At 67.5% G+C, this 24,110-nt stretch carries 22 protein-coding genes and 1 tRNA gene; 11 read left to right on the top strand and 12 right to left on the bottom strand.

Annotation, left to right across the window (positions count from 1 at the left end; translation table 11 throughout):
* Complete coding sequence (locus BG28_RS04920; RefSeq protein ID WP_036474570.1) at window positions 1-1,536, top strand: PTS ascorbate transporter subunit IIC; 1,536 nt, start codon at window positions 1-3, stop codon at window positions 1,534-1,536.
* Window positions 1,537-1,890: 354 nt separating this feature from the next.
* On the opposite strand, the gene BG28_RS04925 is transcribed toward BG28_RS04920, so the two are convergent.
* Window positions 1,891-1,963 (bottom strand) — tRNA-Ala (locus BG28_RS04925).
* Window positions 1,964-2,044: 81 nt separating this feature from the next.
* Between BG28_RS04925 and BG28_RS04930 the strand changes: the two genes are divergently transcribed.
* Entirely contained in the window at window positions 2,045-2,929 is an 885-nt protein-coding gene (locus BG28_RS04930) for a hypothetical protein (RefSeq protein WP_051501002.1), read from the top strand.
* Window positions 2,913-3,482, top strand: a complete 570-nt coding sequence (locus BG28_RS04935; RefSeq protein ID WP_036474571.1) for a YdeI family protein — start codon at window positions 2,913-2,915, stop codon at window positions 3,480-3,482. The genes BG28_RS04930 and BG28_RS04935 overlap by 17 nt, the downstream gene beginning before the upstream one ends.
* Window positions 3,483-3,536: 54 nt before the next feature.
* On the opposite strand, the gene BG28_RS04940 is transcribed toward BG28_RS04935, so the two are convergent.
* Together BG28_RS04940 and BG28_RS04945 are read right to left on the bottom strand one after the other, a co-directional pair.
* Entirely contained in the window at window positions 3,537-4,187 is a 651-nt protein-coding gene (locus tag BG28_RS04940) for an RNA methyltransferase (protein ID WP_036474572.1), read from the bottom strand.
* A 64-nt stretch (window positions 4,188-4,251) separates the two neighbouring features.
* Complete coding sequence (locus BG28_RS04945) at window positions 4,252-4,923, bottom strand: O-methyltransferase (RefSeq protein WP_036474573.1); 672 nt, start codon at window positions 4,921-4,923, stop codon at window positions 4,252-4,254.
* A 98-nt stretch (window positions 4,924-5,021) separates the two neighbouring features.
* On the opposite strand from BG28_RS04945, the gene BG28_RS04950 reads away from it, so the two are divergent.
* Window positions 5,022-5,561, top strand: coding sequence for a GNAT family N-acetyltransferase (locus tag BG28_RS04950; RefSeq protein ID WP_036474574.1), 540 nt, complete (start codon window positions 5,022-5,024; stop codon window positions 5,559-5,561).
* 129 nt (window positions 5,562-5,690) lie between these two features.
* Here the strand turns inward: BG28_RS04950 and BG28_RS04955 are convergent, their stop codons facing one another.
* Window positions 5,691-6,491, bottom strand: coding sequence for a GAP family protein (locus BG28_RS04955; RefSeq protein WP_051501003.1), 801 nt, complete (start codon window positions 6,489-6,491; stop codon window positions 5,691-5,693).
* Between the two features lie 138 nt (window positions 6,492-6,629).
* Here BG28_RS04955 and BG28_RS04960 point away from each other — a divergent pair, with 138 nt between their 5' ends.
* A complete protein-coding gene (locus BG28_RS04960) occupies window positions 6,630-7,889 on the top strand; it encodes a sensor histidine kinase (protein WP_161634796.1) in 1,260 nt (419 codons plus the stop codon).
* Window positions 7,886-8,617, top strand: a complete 732-nt coding sequence (locus BG28_RS04965) for a response regulator transcription factor (protein WP_036474576.1) — start codon at window positions 7,886-7,888, stop codon at window positions 8,615-8,617. Before BG28_RS04960 ends, BG28_RS04965 begins: the two co-directional genes overlap by 4 nt.
* Window positions 8,618-8,746: 129 nt before the next feature.
* Here the strand turns inward: BG28_RS04965 and BG28_RS14250 are convergent, their stop codons facing one another.
* The 5 genes from BG28_RS14250 to BG28_RS04990 all read right to left on the bottom strand — a co-directional run bounded on the left by BG28_RS14250 (window position 8,747) and on the right by BG28_RS04990 (window position 13,447).
* A complete protein-coding gene (locus BG28_RS14250) occupies window positions 8,747-9,307 on the bottom strand; it encodes an endonuclease domain-containing protein (RefSeq protein WP_161634797.1) in 561 nt (186 codons plus the stop codon).
* A 465-nt stretch (window positions 9,308-9,772) separates the two neighbouring features.
* Window positions 9,773-11,080: an MFS transporter gene (locus BG28_RS04975; RefSeq protein WP_084479451.1), complete on the bottom strand. Its 1,308-nt coding sequence runs from the start codon at window positions 11,078-11,080 to the stop codon at window positions 9,773-9,775.
* 33 nt (window positions 11,081-11,113) lie between these two features.
* On the bottom strand, window positions 11,114-11,725 hold the full coding sequence (gene pyrE, locus BG28_RS04980; protein ID WP_084479452.1) for an orotate phosphoribosyltransferase: 612 nt from the start codon (window positions 11,723-11,725) through the stop codon (window positions 11,114-11,116).
* 5 nt (window positions 11,726-11,730) lie between these two features.
* Window positions 11,731-12,567 carry a potassium channel family protein gene (locus tag BG28_RS04985; RefSeq protein WP_051501005.1) on the bottom strand — a complete coding sequence of 279 codons (837 nt, stop codon included), beginning with the start codon at window positions 12,565-12,567 and terminating at the stop codon, window positions 11,731-11,733.
* 172 nt (window positions 12,568-12,739) lie between these two features.
* Complete coding sequence (locus BG28_RS04990) at window positions 12,740-13,447, bottom strand: potassium channel family protein (protein ID WP_051501006.1); 708 nt, start codon at window positions 13,445-13,447, stop codon at window positions 12,740-12,742.
* A 127-nt stretch (window positions 13,448-13,574) separates the two neighbouring features.
* Between BG28_RS04990 and nadE the strand changes: the two genes are divergently transcribed.
* Window positions 13,575-14,402, top strand: coding sequence for an ammonia-dependent NAD(+) synthetase (gene nadE, locus BG28_RS04995; protein ID WP_036474578.1), 828 nt, complete (start codon window positions 13,575-13,577; stop codon window positions 14,400-14,402).
* A gap of 77 nt (window positions 14,403-14,479) precedes the next feature.
* A complete protein-coding gene (locus BG28_RS05000; protein WP_036474579.1) occupies window positions 14,480-15,283 on the top strand; it encodes an exodeoxyribonuclease III in 804 nt (267 codons plus the stop codon).
* Between the two features lie 99 nt (window positions 15,284-15,382).
* Here the strand turns inward: BG28_RS05000 and BG28_RS05005 are convergent, their stop codons facing one another.
* From BG28_RS05005 to BG28_RS05015, 3 genes are all read right to left on the bottom strand, one after another.
* On the bottom strand, window positions 15,383-16,195 hold the full coding sequence (locus tag BG28_RS05005) for a DUF4282 domain-containing protein (RefSeq protein ID WP_036474580.1): 813 nt from the start codon (window positions 16,193-16,195) through the stop codon (window positions 15,383-15,385).
* A gap of 153 nt (window positions 16,196-16,348) precedes the next feature.
* Complete coding sequence (locus tag BG28_RS05010) at window positions 16,349-16,627, bottom strand: hypothetical protein (protein ID WP_152539216.1); 279 nt, start codon at window positions 16,625-16,627, stop codon at window positions 16,349-16,351.
* 108 nt (window positions 16,628-16,735) lie between these two features.
* Window positions 16,736-17,137, bottom strand: coding sequence for a sigma-70 family RNA polymerase sigma factor (locus BG28_RS05015; RefSeq protein WP_051501008.1), 402 nt, complete (start codon window positions 17,135-17,137; stop codon window positions 16,736-16,738).
* A gap of 802 nt (window positions 17,138-17,939) precedes the next feature.
* On the opposite strand from BG28_RS05015, the gene BG28_RS05020 reads away from it, so the two are divergent.
* Genes BG28_RS05020 through BG28_RS05030 form a run of 3 tightly spaced genes read left to right on the top strand, consistent with a single transcriptional unit; the run spans window position 17,940 to window position 24,036 of the window.
* On the top strand, window positions 17,940-21,788 hold the full coding sequence (locus tag BG28_RS05020) for a Pls/PosA family non-ribosomal peptide synthetase (RefSeq protein ID WP_235180969.1): 3,849 nt from the start codon (window positions 17,940-17,942) through the stop codon (window positions 21,786-21,788).
* Between the two features lie 20 nt (window positions 21,789-21,808).
* Complete coding sequence (gene dapA, locus BG28_RS05025) at window positions 21,809-22,813, top strand: 4-hydroxy-tetrahydrodipicolinate synthase (protein WP_084479454.1); 1,005 nt, start codon at window positions 21,809-21,811, stop codon at window positions 22,811-22,813.
* Window positions 22,810-24,036, top strand: a complete 1,227-nt coding sequence (locus tag BG28_RS05030; protein WP_036474582.1) for a heparan-alpha-glucosaminide N-acetyltransferase domain-containing protein — start codon at window positions 22,810-22,812, stop codon at window positions 24,034-24,036. The genes dapA and BG28_RS05030 overlap by 4 nt, the downstream gene beginning before the upstream one ends.
* Window positions 24,037-24,110: the final 74 nt, after the last annotated feature.

A 24,110-nucleotide genomic window follows, 5' to 3' on the forward strand; every position in this document is an offset into this window, starting at 1 on the left:
ATGGACTGGCTCATCGCAATCCCAGAGTTCCTCGTCAACGAGATTCTCTCCGTTCCAGCGTTCCTGATCGGCATCATCGTCGCCGTCGGGCTGATCGCGCTCAAGAAATCCACCGGACAGATCATCGGTGGTGCCATGAAGGCGATACTTGGCTTCCTGCTGATCGGCGCAGGGGCCGGGCTTGTCGTGGCGTCCTTGGATCCGCTGGGGATCATGATCCAGGGAGCGACCGGCGCCCAGGGCGTCATCCCCACCAACGAAGCCATCGTCGGCATCGCTCAGGAGACCTACGGCGCGCAGGTGGCATGGCTGATGATCGCTGGATTCGCCATCAGCCTGGTCTTGGCGCGTTTCACTCCGCTGAGCTACGTCTTCCTCACCGGCCACCACATCCTGTTCATGGCGACGCTGCTGACCATCGTGCTGGCCACTGCAGGCTACTCGGGGCCACTCACAGTTGGGCTGGGTGGCGCGCTGCTGGGCATCCTGATGGTCTCGCTTCCTGCCTTTTCACAGCCCTTCACCCGCAAGATCACCGGCGATGACAGCATTGCCATGGGTCATTTCGGCACCGCCGGCTACGTCGCGGCAGGAACCGTGGGACGCCTGGTCGGTGGCAAGTCCAGCCGATCCACGGAAGACCTGAAACTGCCCGAAGGCCTGCGCTTCCTGCGAGACTCCATGGTCGCGACCGCGCTGTCCATGGTGATCATGTACGTGGTGGTCGCCATGATCTTCTTCGCCCGCGAGGGTGAAGCGGCGTATGAGGCATTCGACGGTGGGGCCGAGAACTTCGGCAACTTCATCATGCTCTCGGTGACCCAGGGACTGCAGTTCGGCATCGCAGTAGCAGTCATACTCTTCGGCGTCCGCACCATCCTCGGAGAGATCGTCCCCGCGTTCCAGGGCATCGCAGCCAAGATCGTTCCAGGCGCCATCCCCGCCCTGGACGCACCGATCGTCTTCCCCTACGCGCAGAACGCCGTGCTGATCGGGTTCCTCTCCAGCTTCACCGGAGGACTGGTGGGGCTCGCAGCGCTGACCCTCTGGCTCAACCCGGCGCTCGGACTGGCCCTCATCCTGCCGGGGCTGGTGCCGCACTTCTTCACCGGAGGCGCAGCCGGTGTCTACGGCAACGCCACCGGTGGTCGGCGCGGCGCAGTAGCAGGCGGTTTCGTCAACGGGCTCCTCATCACGTTCCTGCCGGCACTTCTGCTCCTGGTCCTTGGCGACTTTGGAAGCGCCAACACCACGTTCGGAGACACCGACTTCGGCTGGTTCGGCATCCTCGTCGGCTATGGAGCAGGAGTCGGTTCGATCGGTGGCGTAGTGGTCGTCGCGGCTCTGGGACTGCTGATCCTCGGTGCAGCGATCCTGGTCCAGCGTCGCGTCGTCGACCGGAACTGGGATGCCTCGCCGCATCGACCCGAGCAGGCCGAACGGTCTTCGACCGAGGCCCCCGTGGCCGACACCCAGGGTCAGTATCCGAAGATCCAACCGCCCCAGGGAGCCCCAGCCCCACCTGCGCGGGGCTGAGCCGACGCGCAGCTGGTTCGGCGCGGTCCAGATCATCTGCACCCGCAGACCTAGGCCAGGATCCGCTGCAACAACGCCGTGCACCCTCTGCCCGCAGGGTCTCCAGGGCATCGGCGCAGCGCCCGCTGAAGGCTGGCTGCGCCACGTCCCACTGCTCACCGTTCTCACCGACGCTCTCGGCGGAGCGCGCCCAGGAAGCCACAATCGCCGCCGAGGCCGTCACGTCGCACCCGGCTCTCGGCCGCCTCGGTCCTGGCTTCACTGCCAGTGGTCCTGGCCGGTCGGCTCGCGCAGAAGCAGCTGGTGCGCGGACTCTCCATGGGTGCGGTCAAGCAGCGGAGGAATCCGTCGCGGTGGAGCTAAGGGGAGTCGAACCCCTGACCTCGTCGATGCGAACGACGCGCTCTACCAGCTGAGCTATAGCCCCGTGGGGTGCCGCTCGCCCTGGAGAGCGGACTTCTCCGGCCAGCCGGACCCACGGCGTCGGCCCTTACAGGATAATGGACAGGTGACTTCTTCTGCTGAGACCGCCTCCTTCAACTCCAACCCGCCCTTCGGACTGCTGCTGGATGTGGATGGGCCCATCGCCTCTCCGGTCAGCCGCACCGTCGCCATCGAGTCCATCGCCCGGGACCTCGCCGCCATGGCCAACCAGGGCATCCCGGTCATCTTCAACACCGGACGCTCGGACGACTTCATCGCCCAGCAGGTGATCCCACCGATGCGCGCCGCCGGCCTGCTGCCTGACGCCCCGGTCTTCACGATCAGCGAGAAGGGCGCGGTCTGGGCCGAGATCACCCCCGAGGGCCTCGGCGAGATCCACATCGACGAGGAGCTCACGCTTCCCACCGCACTCTTCGATGACGTCCGGGACCTGGTGGCCGAACGGTTCAGCGAGCACATGTTCTTCGACGAGACCAAGCGCTCGATGGTCTCCGTGGAGCAGTCCACCGAGGTCGAGAACAAGGACTACCTCGAGGCGCAGAAGGAATTCGACGCCGCGATCCCTGACCTTTTGAGCAAGCACCAGCTGGAGCATGTCCGGATCGACCCGACCATCATCTCCACCGATGTGGAGCACGAGGGCGTGGGCAAGGACATCGGCGCGCAGCGCTCGCTGACCCTGCTCGAGGCCCGCGGGATCACCGCCAGGACTTGGTTCACCATGGGAGACTCCCGCACCGACTACGCCATGGCCACCTGGCTGCACGAGCGCGGGCTGCCGGTCAGCCACGTGGACGTCCGCCCCGAGGACGGCATCCCGGAGACCGAGTACGAGGTGCTCACCTCATCCACCGGCGCGATCCATGACGAGGCCGGGGCCGAGTTCCTCAGCCGCTGGGCCGCAGCCCCGGAGAGCACCAGGGCCGGCCGCGGTGACTGGGACGCCTGAGCTGACTCTGCCCGACGTCGTTGCCTGGCGCGCTTGGCTGGATCAGCAGGAGGACAGCTCCGAGGGGGTCTGGCTGGTGATGGCCAAGAAGGGCGTTACCTCACCGACCTCGCTGAGCTACGCCGAGGCACTGCAGGAGGCGCTGTGCAGCGGGTGGATCGACGGGCAGCGCCGGGCGCGCGACGAGTCCACGTTCCTGCAGCGGTTCACCCCGCGGCGGAAGGCCTCGATCTGGTCGCAGCGAAACGTCGGCTACGTGGAGGCGCTGATCGCTGCGGGTCGGATGCGGGAGCGTGGCTTCGCGGAGATCGAGCGGGCCCAGGCCGATGGCCGCTGGGATCGGGCCTACTCCGGTCAGGCCGGAGCCGAGGTGCCAGGGGATCTCGCGGCAGCCCTGGAGGTCTCCCCCGCCGCGAAGGCGACCTTCGAGGCGCTGAGCAGTCAGGGCAGGTATCACGTGCTGCACCAGCTGATGATCGCTGCGAATCCGGCGACCCGGGCGCGGCGGATCGAGAAGTTCATGGAGCAGCTGAGCCGCGGGGAGACGCCGTAGGTCTGCGACTCTGCGCCCACTCAGCGGCCTGGGCCGACCAGCGGTAGGTGCCGCTCAGCCGGCGAACCGGTGCTGCCGGATCCACGCGTGCATCGCGATCCCCGCTGCGGTGCCGGCGTTGATGGACCGGGTGGAGCCGAACTGCGCGATGGACAGCGTGTCCTGGGCGGCCTCGCGCACCTCTTCGCTGAGTCCGGGACCCTCCTGACCGAAGACCAGCACGCAGCGCTCAGGCAGCGCATAGGTCTCGATCGGCATGGAGTCCGGAAACAGGTCGACGCCGAGCACCGGCAGACCCTCGGACTCGGCCCAGGCCACGAAGTCATCCACCGTCGGGTGGTGGCGGACATGCTGATAGCGGTCGGTGACCATGGCGCCGCGGCGGTTCCAGCGTCGGCGCCCGATGATGTGGACCTCTTTGGCCAGGAACGCGTTGGCGGTGCGCACCACGGTGCCGATGTTGAAGTCGTGCTGCCAGTTCTCGATGGCCACGTGGAAGTCATGCCGGCGCGAATCGAGGTCCGCGACGATCGCGTCATGAGACCAATAGCGGTACTCGTCGACGACGTTGCGGCGGTCACCCTCGCGCAGCAGCTCCGGGTCGTAGTGCTCGCCTTCCGGCCAGGGTCCTTCCCACGGGCCCACGCCGATCTCGCGTTCGGTGGGCGCCCGTCCCGCGCCCTCGGCATGCCCCTGTTCATCCATGGATTCGAGGCTATCCCACCGGCTGGACCCTGAAATTCGGTGATCCCTGGCCAGAACTTCGGAGTCAGTTCACCCGCGCCAGCAGGAATCCGTCCCAGCCCTTGAGCCCCACGGTCTGCAGCGCGGTGGCGCTGAGCCGCTCATCGGCCTGGATCAGCTCCATCAGTGCCCGAATGCCTTGGATGTCCGGGTCGGTGCTGTCCTGCTCGAGCACCGCGCCGGAGCGCACCACGTTGTCGATGACGATCACGGTTCCCGGATGTGACAGCTCCAGGGAGGCCTCGAGGTAGTGCGGGGTCTTGACCTTGTCCGCGTCGATGAACACCAGGTCGAAGGGTTCCGCCTGCTCCTGGATCAGCGCCTCCGCCGATTCAAGTGCCGGGCCGACCCGGACCTGGACCCGCTCGGCGACCCCGGCGGCGTGGAAGTTCCGCCGGGCCACCTGCGCCGCCGCCGGGTCGATGTCCAGAGTGACCACGGCGCCGTCGTCGTCCATGGCTCGTGCCATCCAGATGCTGGAATACCCGGCAAGGGTGCCGAACTCCAGGACCCTCCTGGCACCGGTGATCTGCACCAGCAGACCGAGGAAGGCTCCCATGCTCTGGGTGACGTCGATCCCCGGGGTCGCGGTCTCTGCGGAGCTGCGCCGGGTGTCCGCGAGCGCCTGGTCCTCGTGCACCAGGTGGTCGATCAGGTAGGTGTCGACGGCGGCGAAATCTTCCTGTGCTGTGCCCATGGGAGCACCCTAGGTCCTCGGAGGCGGCGCGGACCAGGGCGGCGTGTCCGCGGTAGAGCGGATGCGGGTGGGGCGGATGCGGGGATTATGCTCCAGCTATGCCTGACGCTGCCGTCCCCGCTTCCCCCGCCCGCTCCGTGCGCATCCGCGACGCCGAGCTGCCCGATCTTGACGCGGTGGTCGAGATCCAGGCGCACTATGCGCACCACACGGTGACCACGTTCAGCGAGGAGCCGATGAGCGTGGCGGAATGGGCGCAGAGTCTGCAGGAGAAGCGGTCGGCGGCGCATCCGTTCCTGCTCGCGGAGCAGGATGGGCTCATTCTGGGATTCGCCTATGCCGGACACTGGCGGCGGAAGTCCGCCTACCGGCACACCGTGGAGGACACGATCTATCTGCGTCCCGGCGCAGAGGGACGCGGCGTCGGGCGTGCGCTGTTGACCGAGCTGCTCGCCCAGTGCGAGGCCGCCGGGCACCGCCAAGTGATCGCGGTGCTCACCGACGACGCCTCCACTGCCGCGTCCTACGCGCTTCACGTGAAGCTCGGGTTCACCGAGGCGGGGCGCCTGGCGGATGTGGGGATCAAACGCGGGCAGACGCTGAGCACGGTGCTGATGCAGCGCTCACTGGGGAGCTGACCTCGGGCCGACGCCGCCGCGCATCGAGTGTGCAATCTGTACAGGTCTTTTCGCCGTTCAGCCTGAAACGGCGGTCGAACTGCACAATGGATGCAGGTGGGGAGGGGGTACGGTCACTGAACCCGCGATTCACACCAGCGGCACGTTCCACCCCGCGTTTTCCAGCCCGCCCAGCGCGTTGAGCCCGAGCCACAGCCCCACCAGGAACAGGATCAGCGCGACGGTGCCACTCACGTGCCGGCTGAGGAATCCCTGGAGCCGGCGCAGCGGGCGCTCCAGCGCTCGGTGGGCGAACACCCGCGCGATGAGCAGCACCAGCGCCGGCAGGATCATCACCGCGCAGTAGAACAGGATCATCGCCGGGGCCACCGGAACACCCGGGTCCGCGGCGGCGACCAAAACGATCCCGGCCAGATACGGCAGCAGGGTCGCGATCTCCAGACCCACCGCCGCCAGGCCGAGTCCCATCAGTGGGGCAAGCCCGCCCTGGGTGCCCTCCCCCACCACACGCTCGCGGAACCGTTGCACCCTCCCCGATGTTCCTCGGGCCTCCTCACGCCGGCGCTTGCGCTCCCTCCCCGCATCGGAGAGCGGATCCAGCCGGAAGCTGTAGGCGATCAAACCGGCACCCAGCGCAGCCTGTCCCAGAAGCACCACGGGGCTCTGCTGCAGAGCCACCAGGCCGTCGATGAGCTGCTCCCCGAAGAGCAGCAGGCTGGTCAGGAGAATCAACCCAACAACCGCATAAGCCCCGGCCACCACCGCAAGATAGACCAATACGCGTCCCGCCCGCAGCCGGCCCGAGGCCATGAGCAGCCACACCGGAATGAGCAGAGTCCCGAAGCTCGTGGAATCCAGCAGCGCCAACACCGCCAGCGCACCCAGCAGCGCCCCGATGGTGTCCACATTTCCCAGGAATTCCTCGATCATGGGCTCAGCCTCTCCTGGGAAGCGCGGCGCGCACATCGGTCAAAGGATCGAGGCCGGTGCGGCGGCATCGTCGTTCTCCATCTTTGGTCGGAGGCGGCGCGCGCCGCACTGTGGTCGAATATGGGCATGAGGCCGAGTGTGAGGTCACACCTGCAGTCGTTGCTGACGCTCGGCGTCGCGGCGCTGATCCTCGCCGTGGGCTGGGCCGGAGTGGCCGAGACGCCTTGGTGGAGCGCCCTGGGGGTCACGCCCCAGCCCTGGTGGCACCTCATCCCGCTCGGGCTGATGGCCTTTGCCCTCTTGATCCGGATCCGTCGGCCGGTCTTGGCGCTGGCATTGGGCGGCGGAATCACCCTCCTGGATCTGAGCATCGGGATCAACGTCGGGATCCTGCTGTGCCTCTCCGACCTGGTGTACAACCTGGGCATCCGAGGATCCCGGCGCGCGGTGCTGGGCTGCGCGTACGCGTTGACCGGGGGCACCCTTGCCGCTTCGGCGCTCGGCCTGGCACTCTGGAGCGACTGGGAGGGCGCGTTGAGCATCGCGCTGATCGGACTGGCGGTGCTGCTGATGCCGCTGTGGTGGGCCTCGGAGGTCAGGCGCGGCTACCCGCTGTGGCAGGAGCCTGACGTCCGTCCGCAGTTGGAGGCTGAGCGGCACGCAAGCGTGCTGCGCCGGCAAGCGAGCAAACGCCGCGAGGCAGTAGAGGCCGAGCGGCAGCGGATGGCGCGCGAGCTTCACGACGTGGTCTCCTCACAGGTCTCGGCGATCGCGCTGACCTCAGGGGCGGTGCTCAATGCTGAGGCTGACGCCGAGCGGGATCGTCGTGCGCTGGGCAGCATCCGGCGGATCAGCGTGGAGGCGCTGGAGCAGCTGCGAGAGATGGTGCTGCTGCTGCGCGGCGAAGGCCCCTCCGTGGACGCCGAGGCGAAGGACCAACCGGAGCTGCTCGATGGGACCAGTTGGAGTGACGTGCTGACCCGGGCGCAGGAGCGCGGGATGGAACTCCGGGTGGAGGGCCACCCACCCGAAGACTTACCTCCAGGTCAGCGCCATGTGCTGCTACGGGTGCTACAGGAATCGCTGACCAATGCGCAGAAGCACGGCCTCGCCCAGGCCGCGGTGAACCTGCGCCAGGGGCGAGCGCGGCTCCGGCTCACCGTCACCTCTCCGGTGGCGGATCACCCTTCCGACGCCGCACCCGCGTCAGACCAGGACGACGACGGCGCGTCGCGCCTTGGGGCCGGTGTGGGTCTGGCGGTGATGCGTGAACGGGTCCAGCTGATTGGCGGGTCGCTGCGCGCTGGCCCGACGGGCGGGAAGTCTTCGGCGCGATCCGGCGGTCCGCAGCTGTGGGTGGTCGAGGCCGAGTTGCCGATGAAGGAGGTGTCGAGATGAACCAGGACCTCATCACGGTGCTCCTTGCCGACGACCATTCCAGCATCCGGGCGGGCCTGCGTCTGCTCTTGGAGACCGCCGAGGGAATCGAGGTCATCGGAGAGGCCGCCGACGGAGCCGGTGCTGTGAATCAGGTCTCCACGCTGCGGCCCGATGTGGTGCTCATGGACGCGCGGATGCCGGGCATCGACGGGATCGCCGCCACGCGGAAGATCGTGGCAGGATTTTCGACGCAGGTGCTGATGTTGACCACCTTCGACCTGGATGAGGTGGTGTTCGGGTCGCTCCGTGCTGGAGCGGCCGGGTTCTTGCTGAAGTCCGTGGAGCCCGCTCAGCTGATTGATGCGATCCGGCGGGTGGCCGCCGGTGACGGGGTCCTCGCCCCCGAGGTGACCCGGAAGCTGCTGCGCGAGTTCGCGGGTGGCGGCGCTGTGCTGGCGGAGGCGGGTGCGGGGGGCTGCCCCACCGGGCCGGGCACTTCGCGCCGGCAGGTGGGGGCGCCGTCGTCGGCTGCCGGCGGTTCGGGGGAGCTCTCCGAACAGCTGACCCCGCGAGAGCTCGACGTGTTGGCCGCGTTGGGCCGCGGGCTCTCCAACGCGGCGATCGCTCAGGAGCTCTTCGTCAGCCTGGCCACCGTGAAGACCCACGTCTCGAATATTCTCTCGAAGCAGCAGCTGAACTCGCGGATGCAGGCGGCGATTCTGGCGCGCGAGGTTGGGCTGGCGTAGCAGGCCGGTGGCGCTTGCTCCTGGATCGCCCCGCTTCATCGAGTGTGCAATCTGTGCAGGTCTTCTCGTCGTTCGGGTCCGAAACGGCAGTCGAACTGCACAATGGATGCGGGTGGGGAGGGGGTGCGGTCACTCGAGACCGAGTGCCGCGCGAACCTGGGCCACGGCACGTTGAAATCCCTCCCGGGAGTCCTCCGAGTTGAAGCGCAGCACCCGCCACCCCTCCGCGAGGAAGATGTTGTCACGTCGCTGGTCGGCGCGCTGCTGCTGCGGGGTGAAGTGGGTGTCGCCCTCATATTGGATCGCGATCTTCCGGGCCGGGTAGCCCAGATCCGCACGCGGGGACCAGCGGTATCCCGGCTGCGCGGGGACCTGGAGCTCTGGCTCCGGCAGCCCCGCCCGGATCAGGGCGAGCCGGAGCAGCGTCTCTTGAATGGAATCGGCGCCCACCCGGACCCAGGTCAGGGCGGCGAGGCAGCGTCGTCGACCCGGAACGCCGCGGGAGCGGTCAAGGAGGGCCGCGAGCTCCTCGCGGGCTGCGTGCGGTTCCCTCCGGCCCTCGAAGCGTTGATAGGGAGGACGCACCAGCTGGTCCCCCAGGATGATCAGCTCGCGCACGTTGCAGAGTGGGGCGACGTCGAGCCAGGTCCTCCCGGGAGTACTGAGCCGGAGGCCCCCGCGCGTCGTCACGTCCTGCGGACGAAGCGCGACGCGGTGCCCACAGACCCCTTGCCGGCGGGTCCACAGGCCGGGCTCCGGCGCATGGGAAAGGTGCAGTCGGTGATCCGTCAGAAGGCGGTCCGGGAGCCATAGGCCGTGGATCTGGGCCGCACTCGAGTGGGAGAGCCATGAGTCTGGGCGCTCCCGAAGGAGTGCCGCAGCTTTGAGCTGAAGCGTCTCCCGTGGAGTGCATTGAGCTATTAACACCTGGACCGCGTAGACACCCGCCCCCAGTGCGACGATGTCTTTGCGTCGGAGGCGCTCCCGGGGCACTCCCCCGCGAAGAGCCTCAGCAGCAGTGAAGGCCCGTCCGGTGAGCTCCTTCGGCAGTGTGTGCACGGGGCCAGTGTGCCCAAGGTCCCCGAATGAACCTGTGGTTATCCACACGCCATCATCTAGTGGGCGATTTGAGGGACTTCTTCCGCGATTTCGGCCCTATTCTTCCCTCATATCGCCCACTGGATGACACGCAGGGATGCTGGCCACGATCGACCCCAGTCCAAGCACTGCCAGTCCCGCCAGGACGCCGAACATCGCCTCATAGCTGCCCAGCCATTCGGCGAGGATGGCACCCAAGAACGGAGCGACCGCCACCGCGAGCATCATGGGGCCGTTGAGCACCCCCGAGAGCCGGCCGTACTCACGGGTCCCCCACCGGTCGGTGACCGCGGTGGCCTGCAGCAGCGTGACGATCCCACGGGCGACGCCGGCCGCCATAGAGATCACGACCAGCAGCACCGCCGCGGTGATGTTCCAGGCCAGCGCCGCAGTGGTCAGGGCCAGCAGCGCGTAGATCAACGCGCTGCGCTGCCGCACGGTGGTGCCGCGATCCAGCCGCGCGTAGAAGACGCGGCCGATGACCTGACCCAGCCCGCCCAGGCCGAGCACCCAGGCCGCCACCATCGGGGACACCCCGCGCTCAACAAGCATCGGCACCAGGTTGATCAGCCCGGCGTACATCGTCACCGCGCCCAGCGACATCCCGACCACCAGAAGGATGTAGGCCCGGCTGTGCATGATCGTGGCGGCATAGTCCCGCCTGGGTGGTTGGATCGGAGGCTCCGGGGAGGCCGGGTCGACGGCGGCGCCGGTCGCCTCGGTGCCGGTCGCCTCGGCGCCGAGGATGAGGTCGGCCGTCTCACCCGCATGCTGCGCAGGCCATGGCCTGCGAAGCACCAGCGCGTGCACCGGGACCACCAGCACACCGAGCACCAGCGCCAACACCAGATAGGTCTCGCGCCAGCTCAGCTGCGTGGCCAGCGCCTCGGTGGCCGGCGCGAAGACCGTGCTTGCCAGGCCCCCGGCCAAGGTCACCATGGTCAGAGCGAAGATCCGCCGCGACCCGTACCACCGGGTCAGCGCCGCGAAGGCCGGCGGGTACAGCGTCCCTGACATCGCCACACCGATGACCAGCCAGCTCAGCAGGAACACCCAGTACGACGGTGTGAAGGAAACGCCCAACAGCCCCAGGACTGCGAGCGCCGCCCCGATGGTCATGATCTGCCGGGGTCCGCGTCGGTCCAACACCCGTCCCAACGGCACCCCGAGCAGTCCTGAGACCACCAGCGCCGCAGAGAACGCAGCAGTCAACGCGGTGGCCGACCAGCCGGTGTCCGCGGCGATGCGCGGAAGCAACACCGGGAACGCATAGAAGAGCACACCCCAGGAGATGATCTGGGTGAGGCAGAGACCGACCAGGACTATCCGCTTGGAGGGGTGAGCCTGCTGGGTCTCGCTCACCACGAATCAACCCGCCTCAGCCTGGATCAGCCCGCGTCAGTCCAGCCCGAGGTCGTTCTTGGAGTAGGCGAAGAGATAGGGCACCCCGGCCGTAGCCTCGATGTGTTCCTTGGCACCGGTGTCGCGGTCCACGATCACGGCCACCGCCTGCACGATCCCGCCGGCAGCCCGCACGGCCTCTACAGCTGTCAGCGCGGAGCCGCCCGTGGTCGAGGTGTCCTCCAGGACGACCACCTTCCGGCCCTCCACACTGGGACCCTCGACCTGGCGGTTCATGCCGTGGGACTTCTGTGCCTTGCGCACCACGAAGGAATCCGTGGCGGCTCCGTCCCGCGCCGCAGCATGCATCACGGCGGTCCCGACCGGGTCCGCCCCCATGGTCAGCCCGCCGGCGGCGACGTAGTCGATGCCGGCCTCCGCCAGGAGCTGCCGGATGACCCGGCCGACGAGCGGGGCAGCCTCATGCTGCAAGGTGATCCGGCGCAGGTCGATGTAGTAGTCGGCCTCCTTGCCCGAGGACAGCGTGACCTTCCCGCGCACCACGGCGAGCTCACTGATCAGCTCCTGCAGCCGCTGGCGATCAGCGGCATGCTCAGCGGCGGGGGCGGTGGGCTGGGGGGTTCCGGCAGTCTCAGTCATGACTCCCATCCTAGCTATCGACCCGGCCGCGAGTCGGTCCCCGAATCCAGGTCGACGCCCGAATCCGGCCCGGTCTCCGAATCCGGGTCGGCGTCCTCAGGCTGAGATCCCGCCCCGCCGCCTCGGCCACTCGCCGGGGGTGCCGGAGGCGCCACGACCTGGTGCTGCGCCTGAACGATCCGCTCCACGAACCACGAGGCGATCGTCGCGGTGACGGAGCCGAGCAGCGCGATGCCGGCAATCATCAGCCCGATCGCGAGCAGACGACCCAGCCCGGTGACCGGATAGTAGTCGCCGTAGCCCACCGAACTGATGGTGACACAGGTCCACCAGATCGCGTCCCCGAAGCTGGTGATGTTCGCCCCCTCGGCGTTCTGCTCCGCATCCAGGACCGCCAACGAGGCCACCAGCACCAGCATCACCGAGACGCCAGCCACGTAGATCGACACCTGCTCGCGCAGCGCAGAGCCCACCGTGCGGTGCAGCACTGCGACCACCTTGACCAGACGAAGCAGCAGGAGCGGTCGCAGGAACGGCAGCACCGCCATCGCCAGCTCGTGCAGGTGGGTCAGGAACCACCGCCCTCGATTCCGCACCAGCATCAGACTGATCAGGTAGTGCAGAGCAAAGATCGCCCAGACCCCGAACAGGAAGATCCGCGGCCAGGAGACCTCGGCGGCCCGGGTGTTGGCCAGCACGAGATACGCGTACACCGCTAGGAAGACCAGCGCCACGATCGTCAGCGGAAGCTCTGAGGCCTTCTCCCAGCGGCGATAGCGGTCCCCGAAGTCGACCTCGGAACGGGTCCGGGTTCCGCGGGACCCCGGTGCGGATGCCTCGTCTGGTGCCATCAGAGCGTCCCCCTCGGTCCTGCGGGGTGGTGTCGCCCCAGCGTACCCAGCGGCTCATTCCGAGGGCCATGCCTGGCACACCAGAAGCTGCACCTCCAGGGTTGCGGGCCAATGGTCTTGGCCTCTAGTGGTGTGGACCCGGGGGCCGAGGCGAGCCCCACCGGGACTCCGCTCAGCCGGTCGCGGGTTGCGTCGCCTGATCCGGCTGGGCACCGCCCGCATCCGCCTCCGCCTGCGTCTCCTGCTGGGTCTGCGCGACCTTCTCCACGAACCACGAGGCCAGCGTCGCCGTGACGGAGCCGATCAGGGCGATGCCGGCGATCATCAGCCCGACCGCGATCATGCGTCCCAGGTCCGTGACCGGGTAGTAGTCCCCGTAGCCCACGGTGGTGATCGTGACGAAGGCCCACCACATGGCGTCGCCGAAGCTGGTGATGTTCGCGCCCTGAGCGTTCTGTTCGGCATCGAGGACACCGAGAGCTGCGATGAGGACCAGGATCGCGGAGGTGCCTGCCACATATACCGTGACCTGTCCGCGCAGCGCAGTGCCGGCGGTCTTGTGCAGCACCGAGAGCAGCTTCACCAGCCGCAGCAGCTGCAGCGGTCGCAGAAACGGCAGCAGCGCCATCGCCAGTTCGTGCAGGTGGGTGAAGAACCAGCGCACCCGATCTCGCACCAGCACCAGACTGATCACGTAGTGCAGGGCGAAGATCACCCAGACTCCGGTCATGAAGGCCCGCGGCCAGTCGACCCCGGAGAGACGCAGATTGCCGATCACCACATAGGCGTAGACGCCGAGGAAGAGCAGCGCGATGATTGCCATCGGCCGTTCGGTGGCGCGGTCCCACCGCGCATAGCGGGCAAGTGGATCGTCTCGCACAGGCCATGCCCCTCAGGCAGGCGGTGCTCGTGTTCGGTCAGCCTATCCAGCGGCGCCGCAGTCAGATCAGTTGGACACATAGCGCTCAGTCATCTGAGCGAAATCTGCCCCTGAGTAGAATCAGGGCATGCGTGATCTTCAGACAGACATCGTGGAAGAGATGGGCGTCAAGCCCGAGATCGACCCTGCGGCGGAGGTCGATCGGCGGGTCGATTTCCTGGTGGAGTACGCCAAGACCGCCCGGGCCAAGGGCTTCGTGCTGGGCATCTCCGGCGGCGTGGACTCCTCGCTGGCAGGCAGGCTCTGCCAGCTCGCGGTGGAGAGGCTGCGCGAGCAGGGCCACGAGGCCCAGTTCCACGCGGTGCGGCTGCCCCACGGCGTCCAGCACGACGCCGACGATGCCGACGCCGCCCTGGCGTTCATCGCCCCCGATCAGACACATACCTTCAATATCGAGAAGGCCGTGACCGGGGTCAACGCCGCCTTCGACGAGGCTCTGGGCCGGCCGATGCGTGATTACCACCGCGGCAATGTCAAGGCCCGGCTGCGGATGACCGTGCAGTACGCCATCGGCGGGGAGAACGACGCGCTGGTGATCGGGACCGACCACGGGTCCGAATCCATCACGGGATTCTTCACCAAGTACGGCGACGGCGGCGCCGATGTGCTGCCGCTGTTCACGTTGAACAAGCGCCAGGTCCGGCAGCTGCTGCGCCACCTCGGCGCCTCCGAGACGCTCTGGTCCAAGGCCCCGACCGCGGATCTCCTCGATGACAAGCCCGGCCAGCTCGATGAGACCGAGCTCGGGATCAGCTACGACCACATCGATGACTACCTCGAGGGCCGCGAGATCCCGGACAGCGAGGCAGCTGTCCTGGAAGAGCACTACCTGCGCACCCGACACAAGCGAACCGTCCCGGTGACCATCCAGGACGACTGGTGGCGCCACGGCTGAACATCAGCCTCGGTGGTGACCGCCGCCGGTGACGCTGCGCCGCGCCGTCGTCGAAGGCCGCTGGTAGTTTTGAACCCATGCGGATTGCGACATGGAATGTGAACTCGATGCGGGCCCGGGCCGACCGGGTCGAGGCCTGGCTGGATCGATCGGACGTGGACGTCCTGGCGATCCAGGAGACCAAGTGCAAGGACGAGAACTTCCCCTGGGAGCTCTTCGAGGCCAACGGCTACGACGTCGCGCACTTCGGGCTGAGCCAGTGGAACGGGGTGGCCATAGCCTCCCGAGTCGGCATGAAGGACGTGGAACGGACCTTCGAAGACCAGCCGGTGTTCGGCAAGGGTGGCAAGGACCCCATCCAGGAGGCCCGCGCCATCGCCGCGACCTGCGGCGGAGTGCGCATCTGGAGCCTCTACGTCCCCAACGGGCGCTCCCTCGAGGACGAGCACATGAGCTATAAGCTCGCCTGGCTGCGGCAGCTCAATGAGCACGCGCAGTCCTGGCTGAACGAGGACCCCAAGGCTCAGATCGCGCTGATGGGCGACTTCAACATCGCCCCGCAGGACGAGGACGTCTGGGACATCGACTTCTTCCGCGAGCAGGGCCTGACCCACGTCTCAGCGCCCGAGCGCGAGGCGTTCCAGGGCTTCCTGGACAGCGGCTACACCGAGGTCGTCCGGCCCCACACCCCCGGCCCCGGGGTCTACACCTACTGGGACTACACCAAGCTGCGCTTCCCGAAGAAGGAAGGCATGCGGATCGACTTCGTGCTGGGCTCGCCCGCACTGACCGAACGCGTGAGCTCCGCGTCGATCGACCGTGAGGAGCGCAAGGGCAAGGGCGCCTCCGACCACGCCCCCGTGCTGGTGGATCTGGGCTGACTCAGCAGATCCAGAACAACCACTGAACGACGACGCGCCTGGTCCTCCACGTGGAGGATCAGGCGCCGTCGTCGTCATGCCCGGAGGAGGCGCGGAGGCTCAGCGGCTGTTCTTCAGCTCAGACCGCAGCGCTTCGATCTCGGTCCGGGTCCCGGCGGTGTTCTGCGAGGTGCGGACCAGCGCGATCATGAACTCCAGCGAGATCCGGATCAGGATCAGATAGATCACCGCAGGGATCCAGCCCAGCAGAAGCACGAGCAAGCCCGCGGCGGCGCTGTCGGTGAAGGCGGTGATGACGACCAGCAGGTACCCCAGTGCGATGAACGCGATCAGGATCGCGTAGATGAACTTGGCGAACTTGACGGTCACGAAGCTCTGGAACGAGAAGTCGAAGAGCGCCGCAAAGAAGTTCTTGCCCTCCGGCGACCGGTGCTTCGTCGGGGCTCCCTGAGGCTGCGGGTATGGCTGCTGGTACGGCTGACCGGAGTACTGGCCAGGGTACTGCTGAGCGGCCGGGCCGGGCTGACCCTGACCGGGTCGACCGGGGCCCTGCCCGGGCTGGTTCGGCTGGCCTGGTTGGTTCGGACCGGGGTAGCCGCCCTGCTGCTGTGCATACCCATAGCCCGAGGGATCGTAGCCGGAGGGGCCGGCGCCTGGCGCCTGCTGCGGCGGCGCTGGTTGACCATAGCGGCCCGCGTCGGGCTGGCCGGGGCCCGTTCCAGGCTTGTTCGGCTGGTTCGGCGACTGGCCGGGGGGACGCCCGGGGACGCGGGGCTCGTTCGGCGTGGCGCCCAGTGGCCTGGTGGGCTGGTGACCCTGTGAGTCGGCGTCTTCAGGGGTCTCTCCCGGGCGCTGGCCCGGGTTCTGGTCCTCGCCCTCAGAAGGTTCGTTCTGGCCTGGGTGCTGAGTCATGGCGCCTCCTATGCTGTGCGGTCGCTCCGCCTCGTTCTCAACCTATACGAGGCGATCTTGAACAGTCGAGCATTCCGACCGCAGGTCAGGCGCAGGCACGGATCTCCAGGCCTCACCCTCGCCGTTGATCCGGATAGGGGCGGTCCAGTGAGGTCAGGATGCCGAGCGCCTATCCTCATCCTCGGAGTCAGGGGCAGCCTCGGAGGTGGCGGCCCGGATGCGCTCTGCAAGAGACGCAGGCGGCGGCTCCTCGCGCCAGGTGATGTCCGCCGCGTCCAGGCGTGCGGCAGCCGAGCGAAGCTCTGCGAGCTCCACGTCGATCGACGGGTCTGCGGCTCGGGCCTGGTCAAGCTCGAGCCGCTCGTGGTCACTGAGGTCGCCCGTCAGCGCCCCGGCGATGAGCTCCGCGCGCCGCGAAGGCATTTCCGTCATCGTGAGCATCACCTCCCATTGCAGTCCGAAGGGACCTCATCCCGTAGTACATTCGCGTCCGCAAGGTCGCGACCGGAATCCCGGTCCGCTCCGAAAGCTCTTGATACCCTACGCGTCCAGCTGAACTGCGGCAATCACCTCTCGGTGCTCGTAGGTGAGGGTCGCCAGGGACTCGTAGAGGACCAGGCGCTCCACGATGAGCAGGTCCTCTGTCACCGGCTCGCTCGCCCACGCGATCTTCTCCGGATCCGAGGGTGCCGGGCGCCGGGCGCGGGCGCGCAGCGCATCGATGACCAGATTCCGGGTGATGGCGAACAGCCAGGTGCGCACGGATCCACGTGATGTGCTGTACCGATCTCTGCTCCGCCAGGCCCGGATGAAGGCTTCCTGGACGCAGTCCTCGGCCTCGGCGCGGTCCCCGAGGGCGTTGAGCGCGAACGAATAGAGCGCAGCACCATGCTCGGCGAACGCTCCCTGCACCTCGAAGGGCGAGTCATCATCGGCGCGCATGGGGGACACCTCTGCCCGACCCGGTGGGGCGTGAGCAAGGTTTCTCCTCCGCCGTGGACCTCACCGAGTACTCCGTCGCAGGCCGGCGCCAGACGACGGGCCGGCGCAGATCGGAACGACTGGGCGGGCGGGTGTGACCAGCGAGCAGCTTCACGGGGGTGTGGTGCTGAACGGAGGAAGAAACAGGCATAAGAACTCACCTTCCTAGTCCCCTATCGCTTCCGGTGCAAGGATTTCAACCGGGGACGGTCCTTAAGTGCTGAGCCACTAGTAGAGTAGCCCCGCTCACTTTGCTTCCACAAGATGTGATTAAAATCACATTTGAAACTGAGTATTCACCCGGGCATGCGCGCGCTCTCGCGTCGACGCATCCCATGGCCTGAACTCCTCGGCAGGACGCCTGCGCGTCTTCTGACAGAGACCTCCCCGAGTCAGGTGCCGCAGATTCTTTGGCCCTGCGTTGAACGCCGCTCCAGATCCCCGCGTATCCCCTGTTACAACCGATCCGCCATGCGGACCGGGACCCATTGGTCGCGCCTGGAAACGATAGGGGCGTTGACGCTATCCGCCGAAAAGGTGATTCATGGTTCTATATGAAGGCTCGCCGAAGGCCCTCCCCTCGGTGACCCCGGAGCTTGTATCGAAGGCTTCTTCTGTCCCAGTCCGACGCGGAGAGAAATCGGACGAGGTCATTGCACTGACCGCGCCCGCCGGAACTCCGAAGCTCAGTGACCATCGGAGACACCTCGCTCCTTCGACCGCTGTCTACTCCGGCGGGGCTGTTGCGGCCCCTCGCACCCTTTTGGACATCTTCTTCACCACGGTGGACACCTATCCCGACGCGATCGCGCTCGACGACGGCGTCGTCGCGCTGACCTACATGGACCTGCTGGGCCGCATCGAATCGGTGGCGCAGATCCTGCGTGAGTCCGGCGTCGGCACCGGAGACCGGGTGGGCATCCGCGTGCCATCCGGGACGAATGATCTCTACATCGCCGTCCTGGCAGCGATGAACCGTGGTGCGGCCTACGTTCCGGTGGATCACGACGAACCGGAAGAGCGCGCCAACCTGGTCTGGGAAGAGGCCAGCGTGAGCGCCGTGATCGGATCCGGTCTGAACGTGCACCTCCGACCAGAGTCTCCCCCGCACGGGGAATATCATCGCCCCACCGGAGACGACGACGCCTGGATCATCTTCACCTCCGGCTCCACCGGGAAGCCCAAGGGAGTCGCGATCTCGCACCGGTCCGCAGCGGCGTTCGTGGACGCCGAGGCCTCGGTCTACTGCGTAGATGCACCGCTTGGGCCAGGTGATCGAGTGCTTGCCGGACTGTCGGTGGGCTTCGACGCGTCCTGCGAAGAGATGTGGCTGGCCTGGCGCTACGGCGCCTGCCTGGTGCCTGCGCCCCGCGACGTTGTCCGAGCCGGCGAAGACCTCGGACCCTGGATGGCTGCGCGCGGAATCACCGCCATCTCCACCGTGCCGACGCTGGCCGCGATGTGGCCCGCGGAGTCCCTGGACAACATCCGGCTGCTCATCTTCGGTGGAGAGGCCTGCCCACCCGAGCTCGCGGCACGCCTGGCCACCGACGGCCGGGAGGTGTGGAACACCTACGGACCCACCGAGGCCACCGTCGTCTCCACCGCGGCACTGGTCGACGGCGTTACTCCGGTGCGCATCGGGCTTCCGCTGCGCGGGTGGCAGCTGGCAGTGGTGGACGCCGAGGATCAGCCGGTGCCCTGGGGCGAGGTTGGACAGCTTGTGATCGGCGGAGCCGGACTGGGCCGATATCTGGACCCGGAGAAGGACGCCGAGAAGTACGCGCCGATGACCACGCTCGGTTGGCCGCGCGCCTATCGCAGCGGGGATCTGGTGCGGGCCGAGATCGAGGGACTGGTTTTCGTGGGCAGAGCGGATGATCAGGTCAAGCTTGCCGGCCAGCGAATCGAGCTGGGTGAGGTCGATGATGCATTGAGCCACCTGCCGAATGTCGCCGCTGGCGCGAGTGCCGTGCAGACGAGCCCGGACGGCAACGGAATCCTCGCCGGATACCTGGTGCCCGCTGCTGGGCAGGTCATCGACCTGGCCGAGGCCCGCGCCCGACTCAGTGAGCAGCTGCCGGGACGGCTCGTCCCCGCACTTGCGGTGATCGATGAACTGCCGGTGAAGACCTCCGGCAAGGTCGACCGCAAGGCTCTGCCCTGGCCGCTGCCAGCAGACCCGAGCGCGGCGGCCGCTGCGGCCACGCTGCATACCGACTTCGTCTGGCTGGCCGAGAAGTGGACCAGCCTGCTCGGACCGGTGCCCATGAGCGCAGAGAGTGACTTCTTCACCTTGGGCGGCTCCAGCCTGAGCGCCGCCCAGCTGGTCTCGATGCTGCGCAAGCGCTACCCGGATGTCTCGATCGCTGACCTCTACGCCCACCCCACGCTTTCGGCGATGTCCTCACACCTGCGGCAGCTGGATCCGACATCCGCGGTAGAACGAACGACCCGTCCCACGCCGCGATGGACCGGCTTCCTGCAGCTGCCGCTGATCGCGAGCCTCTACGGGATCATCGGCCTGCGCTACGTCACCGGAATCGCCATCGTCTGCCTGGTGCTGTTCCAGATCGGGGAGACCCCGTGGGTTCCGAACCCGCCGCTGGTTCCGACCATCATCGCCTGGGCGGTCCTGTTCAGCCTGCCAGCGCGAGCACTGGCAGCGATCGCCTCCTCCCGACTCCTGCTGTTCCAGGTCAGGCCAGGCATCTATCCACGCGGCGGGCTGGTACACATCCGGCTCTGGGCCGCAGAGCGGATCATGACCTTCTGCCAGCTGGACGGGCTCATGGGCACCCCCATGGCACCAGCATTCGCGCGCGCCCTGGGTGCCGGAGTCGGCAAGGACGTGCACCTGGACGCGCTTCCGCCGGTCACCGGCCTGGCCGCGATCGAGTCGGGGGCGTCCATCGAGCGCGACGTGGACCTCGCCGGGCATTGGCTCGAGGGCGACACCTTGCACATCGGCATCGTACGCATCGGGCAGAACGCCCGCGTGGGCACCAGGACGACCTTGCAGGGCGGCGCCGTGATCGGCGACGACGCAGAGATCGCCCCCGCCAGCGTGGTCACCGGCATGGTCCCGAAGAACGAATACTGGGCAGGCTCGCCGCTGGAGCGGGTCGGCACCTCAGGACAAGACTGGCCGGAATCGACGCAGCAGGAAAGCCCGCACTCCCGCGGCACCGACCTGCTGTACCCGATCGGGCTCGCCCTGCTGGGACTCCTGGCGCTGGCGGCACCGCTGCCCGGCGCAGCCCTCATGTTCTACCTGATCTCCGACTTCGAGGCCCTGGCGCCTGCGCTGTGGACGTTGGCCGCATGGACACCCGTGTTCGTGATCATCACCGTGGTGACATACCTCGGCCTGCTCGCCGGATCCGTCCGTCTGATGGGTCGACTCATGCCTCGAGGCACCCACTCGGTGCACAGCGTTCCCGCCTGGGCCGCCTGGATGTCCGGGCAGCTGATGTCGAAGTCTCTGATCAACATGTACCCGCTCTACAGCAGCATGGCGACCCCGTTCTGGCTGCGCCTGCTGGGCGCACATGTGGGCAAGGACGTGGAAGCTGCCACGGTTGAAACAGTTCCACATCTGACCAGCGTCGGTGACAAGGCGTTCCTGGCCGACCATTCGCTGGTCTCCTCCAAGTATGTGCGTCACGGCTGGCTGCGGCTCGAGAGCGGCAGCGTCGGGCAGAAGGCGTTCCTCGGCAATTCGGCGATCCTCGGTCCAGATCAGAGGATGCCTTCGAACTCGCTGGTCGCCGTGCTCTCCAGCGCACCGAAGAGCATGCCGTCAAACTCCCTGTGGCTCGGCAACCCGCCGATCGAGCTGCCGCGGGCCCCTGAACCCGTCGATGCCTCGCTGACCTACGAGCCCAGCCGCCGGCTCAAGGTCGCCCGCGCCACCGTCGAGCTGTGCCGGATCGTGCCGATGTTCATCACGGCCTGGCTGGCCCTGATCACGGTCTTCGTGCTCTCCACGATATTCGACGCCTATGGCCTCCTGGTCGCGGTGCTGTTCTCCGGACCGGTGCTGCTGGCCAGCGGAATAGTTGCCGCTCTCATCCCGATGGCGGCCAAGTGGCTGCTCATCGGTCGGTTCAAGGCGACCCAGAAGCCGCTGTGGAGCTCCTTCGTCTGGCGCAACGAGCTCGCCGACTGCTTCTCCGAGGCGCTTGCTGTTCCCGGACTGATTCGGATGAGCCTGGGCACCCCGCTGTTGAACCTGTGGCTGCGCGGAATGGGTGCTCGCATCGGCCGCGGCGTCTGGTGTGAGACCTGGTGGCTGCCCGAGTTCGATCTGATCCAGCTCGACAAGGCGGCCACGGTCAACCGCGGCACGGTGCTGCAGACCCACCTGTTCCACGACCGCATCATGCGACTGGACCGCGTCCATTTCGAGGAGGGTTCCTCGCTCGGGCCGAACAGCATCGTGCTCCCCGGAAGCTCCCTGGGTGCCCACGCAAGTGTGGGCGCAGGGTCTCTGGTGATGCGCTCGGAGTCCATCCCGGAGTCCACCACATGGAACGGGAACCCGATCCGGCGGACTCAGGTCAGCGCCGGGACTCGAGAGTCCCTGGCGCCCGCCGGGACGCTTCGTTGAGAACGGAAGAAGGAGACCCGATGGATTCGACACCCGATTTCAGGTTTCGGCTCGCTCCCCCCTTCGGCACCGTGGTGACAGCCATGGTGACGCCCTTCGACCCGTCTGGTCAGCTGGACCTCGATGGCGCCAGGGACCTTGCCGGCTGGCTCACCCGTGACGGTTGGAACGACGGCCTGGTCGTCAACGGCACGACTGGGGAGTCGATCACCACCACCGACGCGGAGAAGACGGCGATGGTCAGCACGGTGGCCGCCGCGGTCGGTGGACGGGCCACGGTGATCGCCGGAGTGGGGGTGGCCGACACCCAGCACAGCATCGACCTGGCGCAGGCTGCTGCGGAGGCCGGCGCCGATGGCCTGCTGGTGGTCGCGCCATATTACTGCCGTCCCAGCCAGGCCGGGCTGCTGCGGCACTTCACCGCAGTCGCAGAGAGCACATCATTGCCCGTGATGCTCTACGACATCCCGAAACGCACCGGGGTCGCGATCAGCCGGGAGACCTTCGCTGCGGCCGCGCAGCACCCGCAGATCGTTGCGGTCAAGGACGCCAAGGGCGATCTGGCATCGAGCTCCTGGGTCATGCGGCACACGGACCTGACCTACTACTCGGGGGACGACATGCTGAACCTGCCGCTGCTCTCGATCGGAGCAACCGGGTTCGTGTCTGTGGTCGGCCACGTCGCCGCCGACCTGCTGCGCCACCTGCAACGCTGTCACCAGCAGGGAAGAACCGTTCAGGCCGCCGGCATCCACCGTCAGCTGCTCGCCATCTATGAGGGCATGTTCCGCGCGCCCGCAGCCGCCTCGGTCAAGGCTGCGTTGGCGATGCAGGGCCTGCCCGGCGGGCCTGTGCGCCTGCCGCTGCTGGATCTCGACGACGCCGAGAGCCGGCAGCTCTCGCTGGACCTGGCGGAGTCCGGGATCCCGGACCGAGTCATGCCGGCTCGAGCCATGGTCTCTGCGGAGGCCACGGTGTACCAGTCCGGCGGCGCACGGCCGGTGCTCAGCCTGAGACTGCCATGAAGGGGACAACCCGGGGTGCCCCAGCCCTCGCCTCGGCCGCCTCGGCCGGGCAGAAGCCCAAGCGCCGCCTGATCGCGGTCGATGCGACTCGAGGTCTCGCGCTGGTCTTCATGGTGGCCATCCATGTTCTTCCGTCCTGGACGCAGAACGGCGGCCCAACCTTCATCTGGTCTGCCTTCTCCGGGGTCGGGGCAACGCTCTTCGCACTGCTGGCAGGCGTGACGCTGGCGTTCCTGACGGGCGGGCGACGCCCGCTGCGGGGCCACGCGATGACCGCCGCGAAGGCGGCGCTCGCCGTGCGGGCGGTGCTGATCGCCGTCCTGGGGCTGCTCCTGGCCTACGCCGACCCGCCGGCCGCCATCATCCTGGTCTACTACGGCGCCATGTTCCTGCTGGCCATCCCACTGCTCCGGCTCTCATTCCGGGCGCTGGTGGCGGTCGCCGTCGGGATCGCGGTGCTGGGCCCGGTGCTGGTCCATCTGACGCAGAACTCGCTGCCGACCCTCGACGGCTACGATCCGACCCTCACCACACTGGTCACGGACCCGATCGCGTTCCTCAGCGTGGTGTTGTTCACCGGCAGCTTCCCCGTCATCCCGTGGCTGGCCTACGTGTGTGCCGGCATGGCGATCGGACGCCTCGATCTGCAGGCGAAATCCACGGCCATCCGACTGTTCATCACCGGTGCCGTTGTCGCCGTCGTCGTCTGGTTGAGCTCGGCGCTGCTGCAGGGCCCGCTGGGCGGCCGCGGTCAGCTGTTCGCGGCGACCCCGTGGTCAGCGGTAGAGATCGAGGAATTCCTCACCTGGGGTCCGCCACCGGACCTCCCGAGCACCACCTGGTGGTGGCTCACCGTCTTGGCCCCCTATACCTCGACGCCGTTCGAGGTCCTGCATTCGCTGGGCATCGCGACGGCCGTGCTGGGAGCGATGCTGCTGCTGGGGCGCTGGGCCGCACGCGTGGTGCAGCCCTTGGCGGCGATCGGCAGCATGACGTTGACGCTGTACTGTGCGCATCTGCTGATGTTGGCCACCGGCATCCTCGCCTATGCGCCATGGGTGTCCTTCATCATTCAGATGCTGGCGGCCACCGGGTTCGCACTGGTCTGGAGACACTTCCAAGGCCCAGGCCCGCTGGAACACGGCATCTCCGTGGCCACCAAGACCGTGCGGGACCGGGTCAGCAACCGCCTGGAAGAGAGGACACCGCTATCAAGACACTGAGCGTCCTGTGATTCTCGGTCCACTAGACTGACGTTCGAGAACCAGGCGCAGCCACGTGTGCGCGCATTCTGTCC

Source organism: Nesterenkonia sp. AN1 (assembly GCF_000582475.1).
In the GTDB taxonomy this organism is placed as follows: domain Bacteria; phylum Actinomycetota; class Actinomycetes; order Actinomycetales; family Micrococcaceae; genus Nesterenkonia; species Nesterenkonia aurantiaca.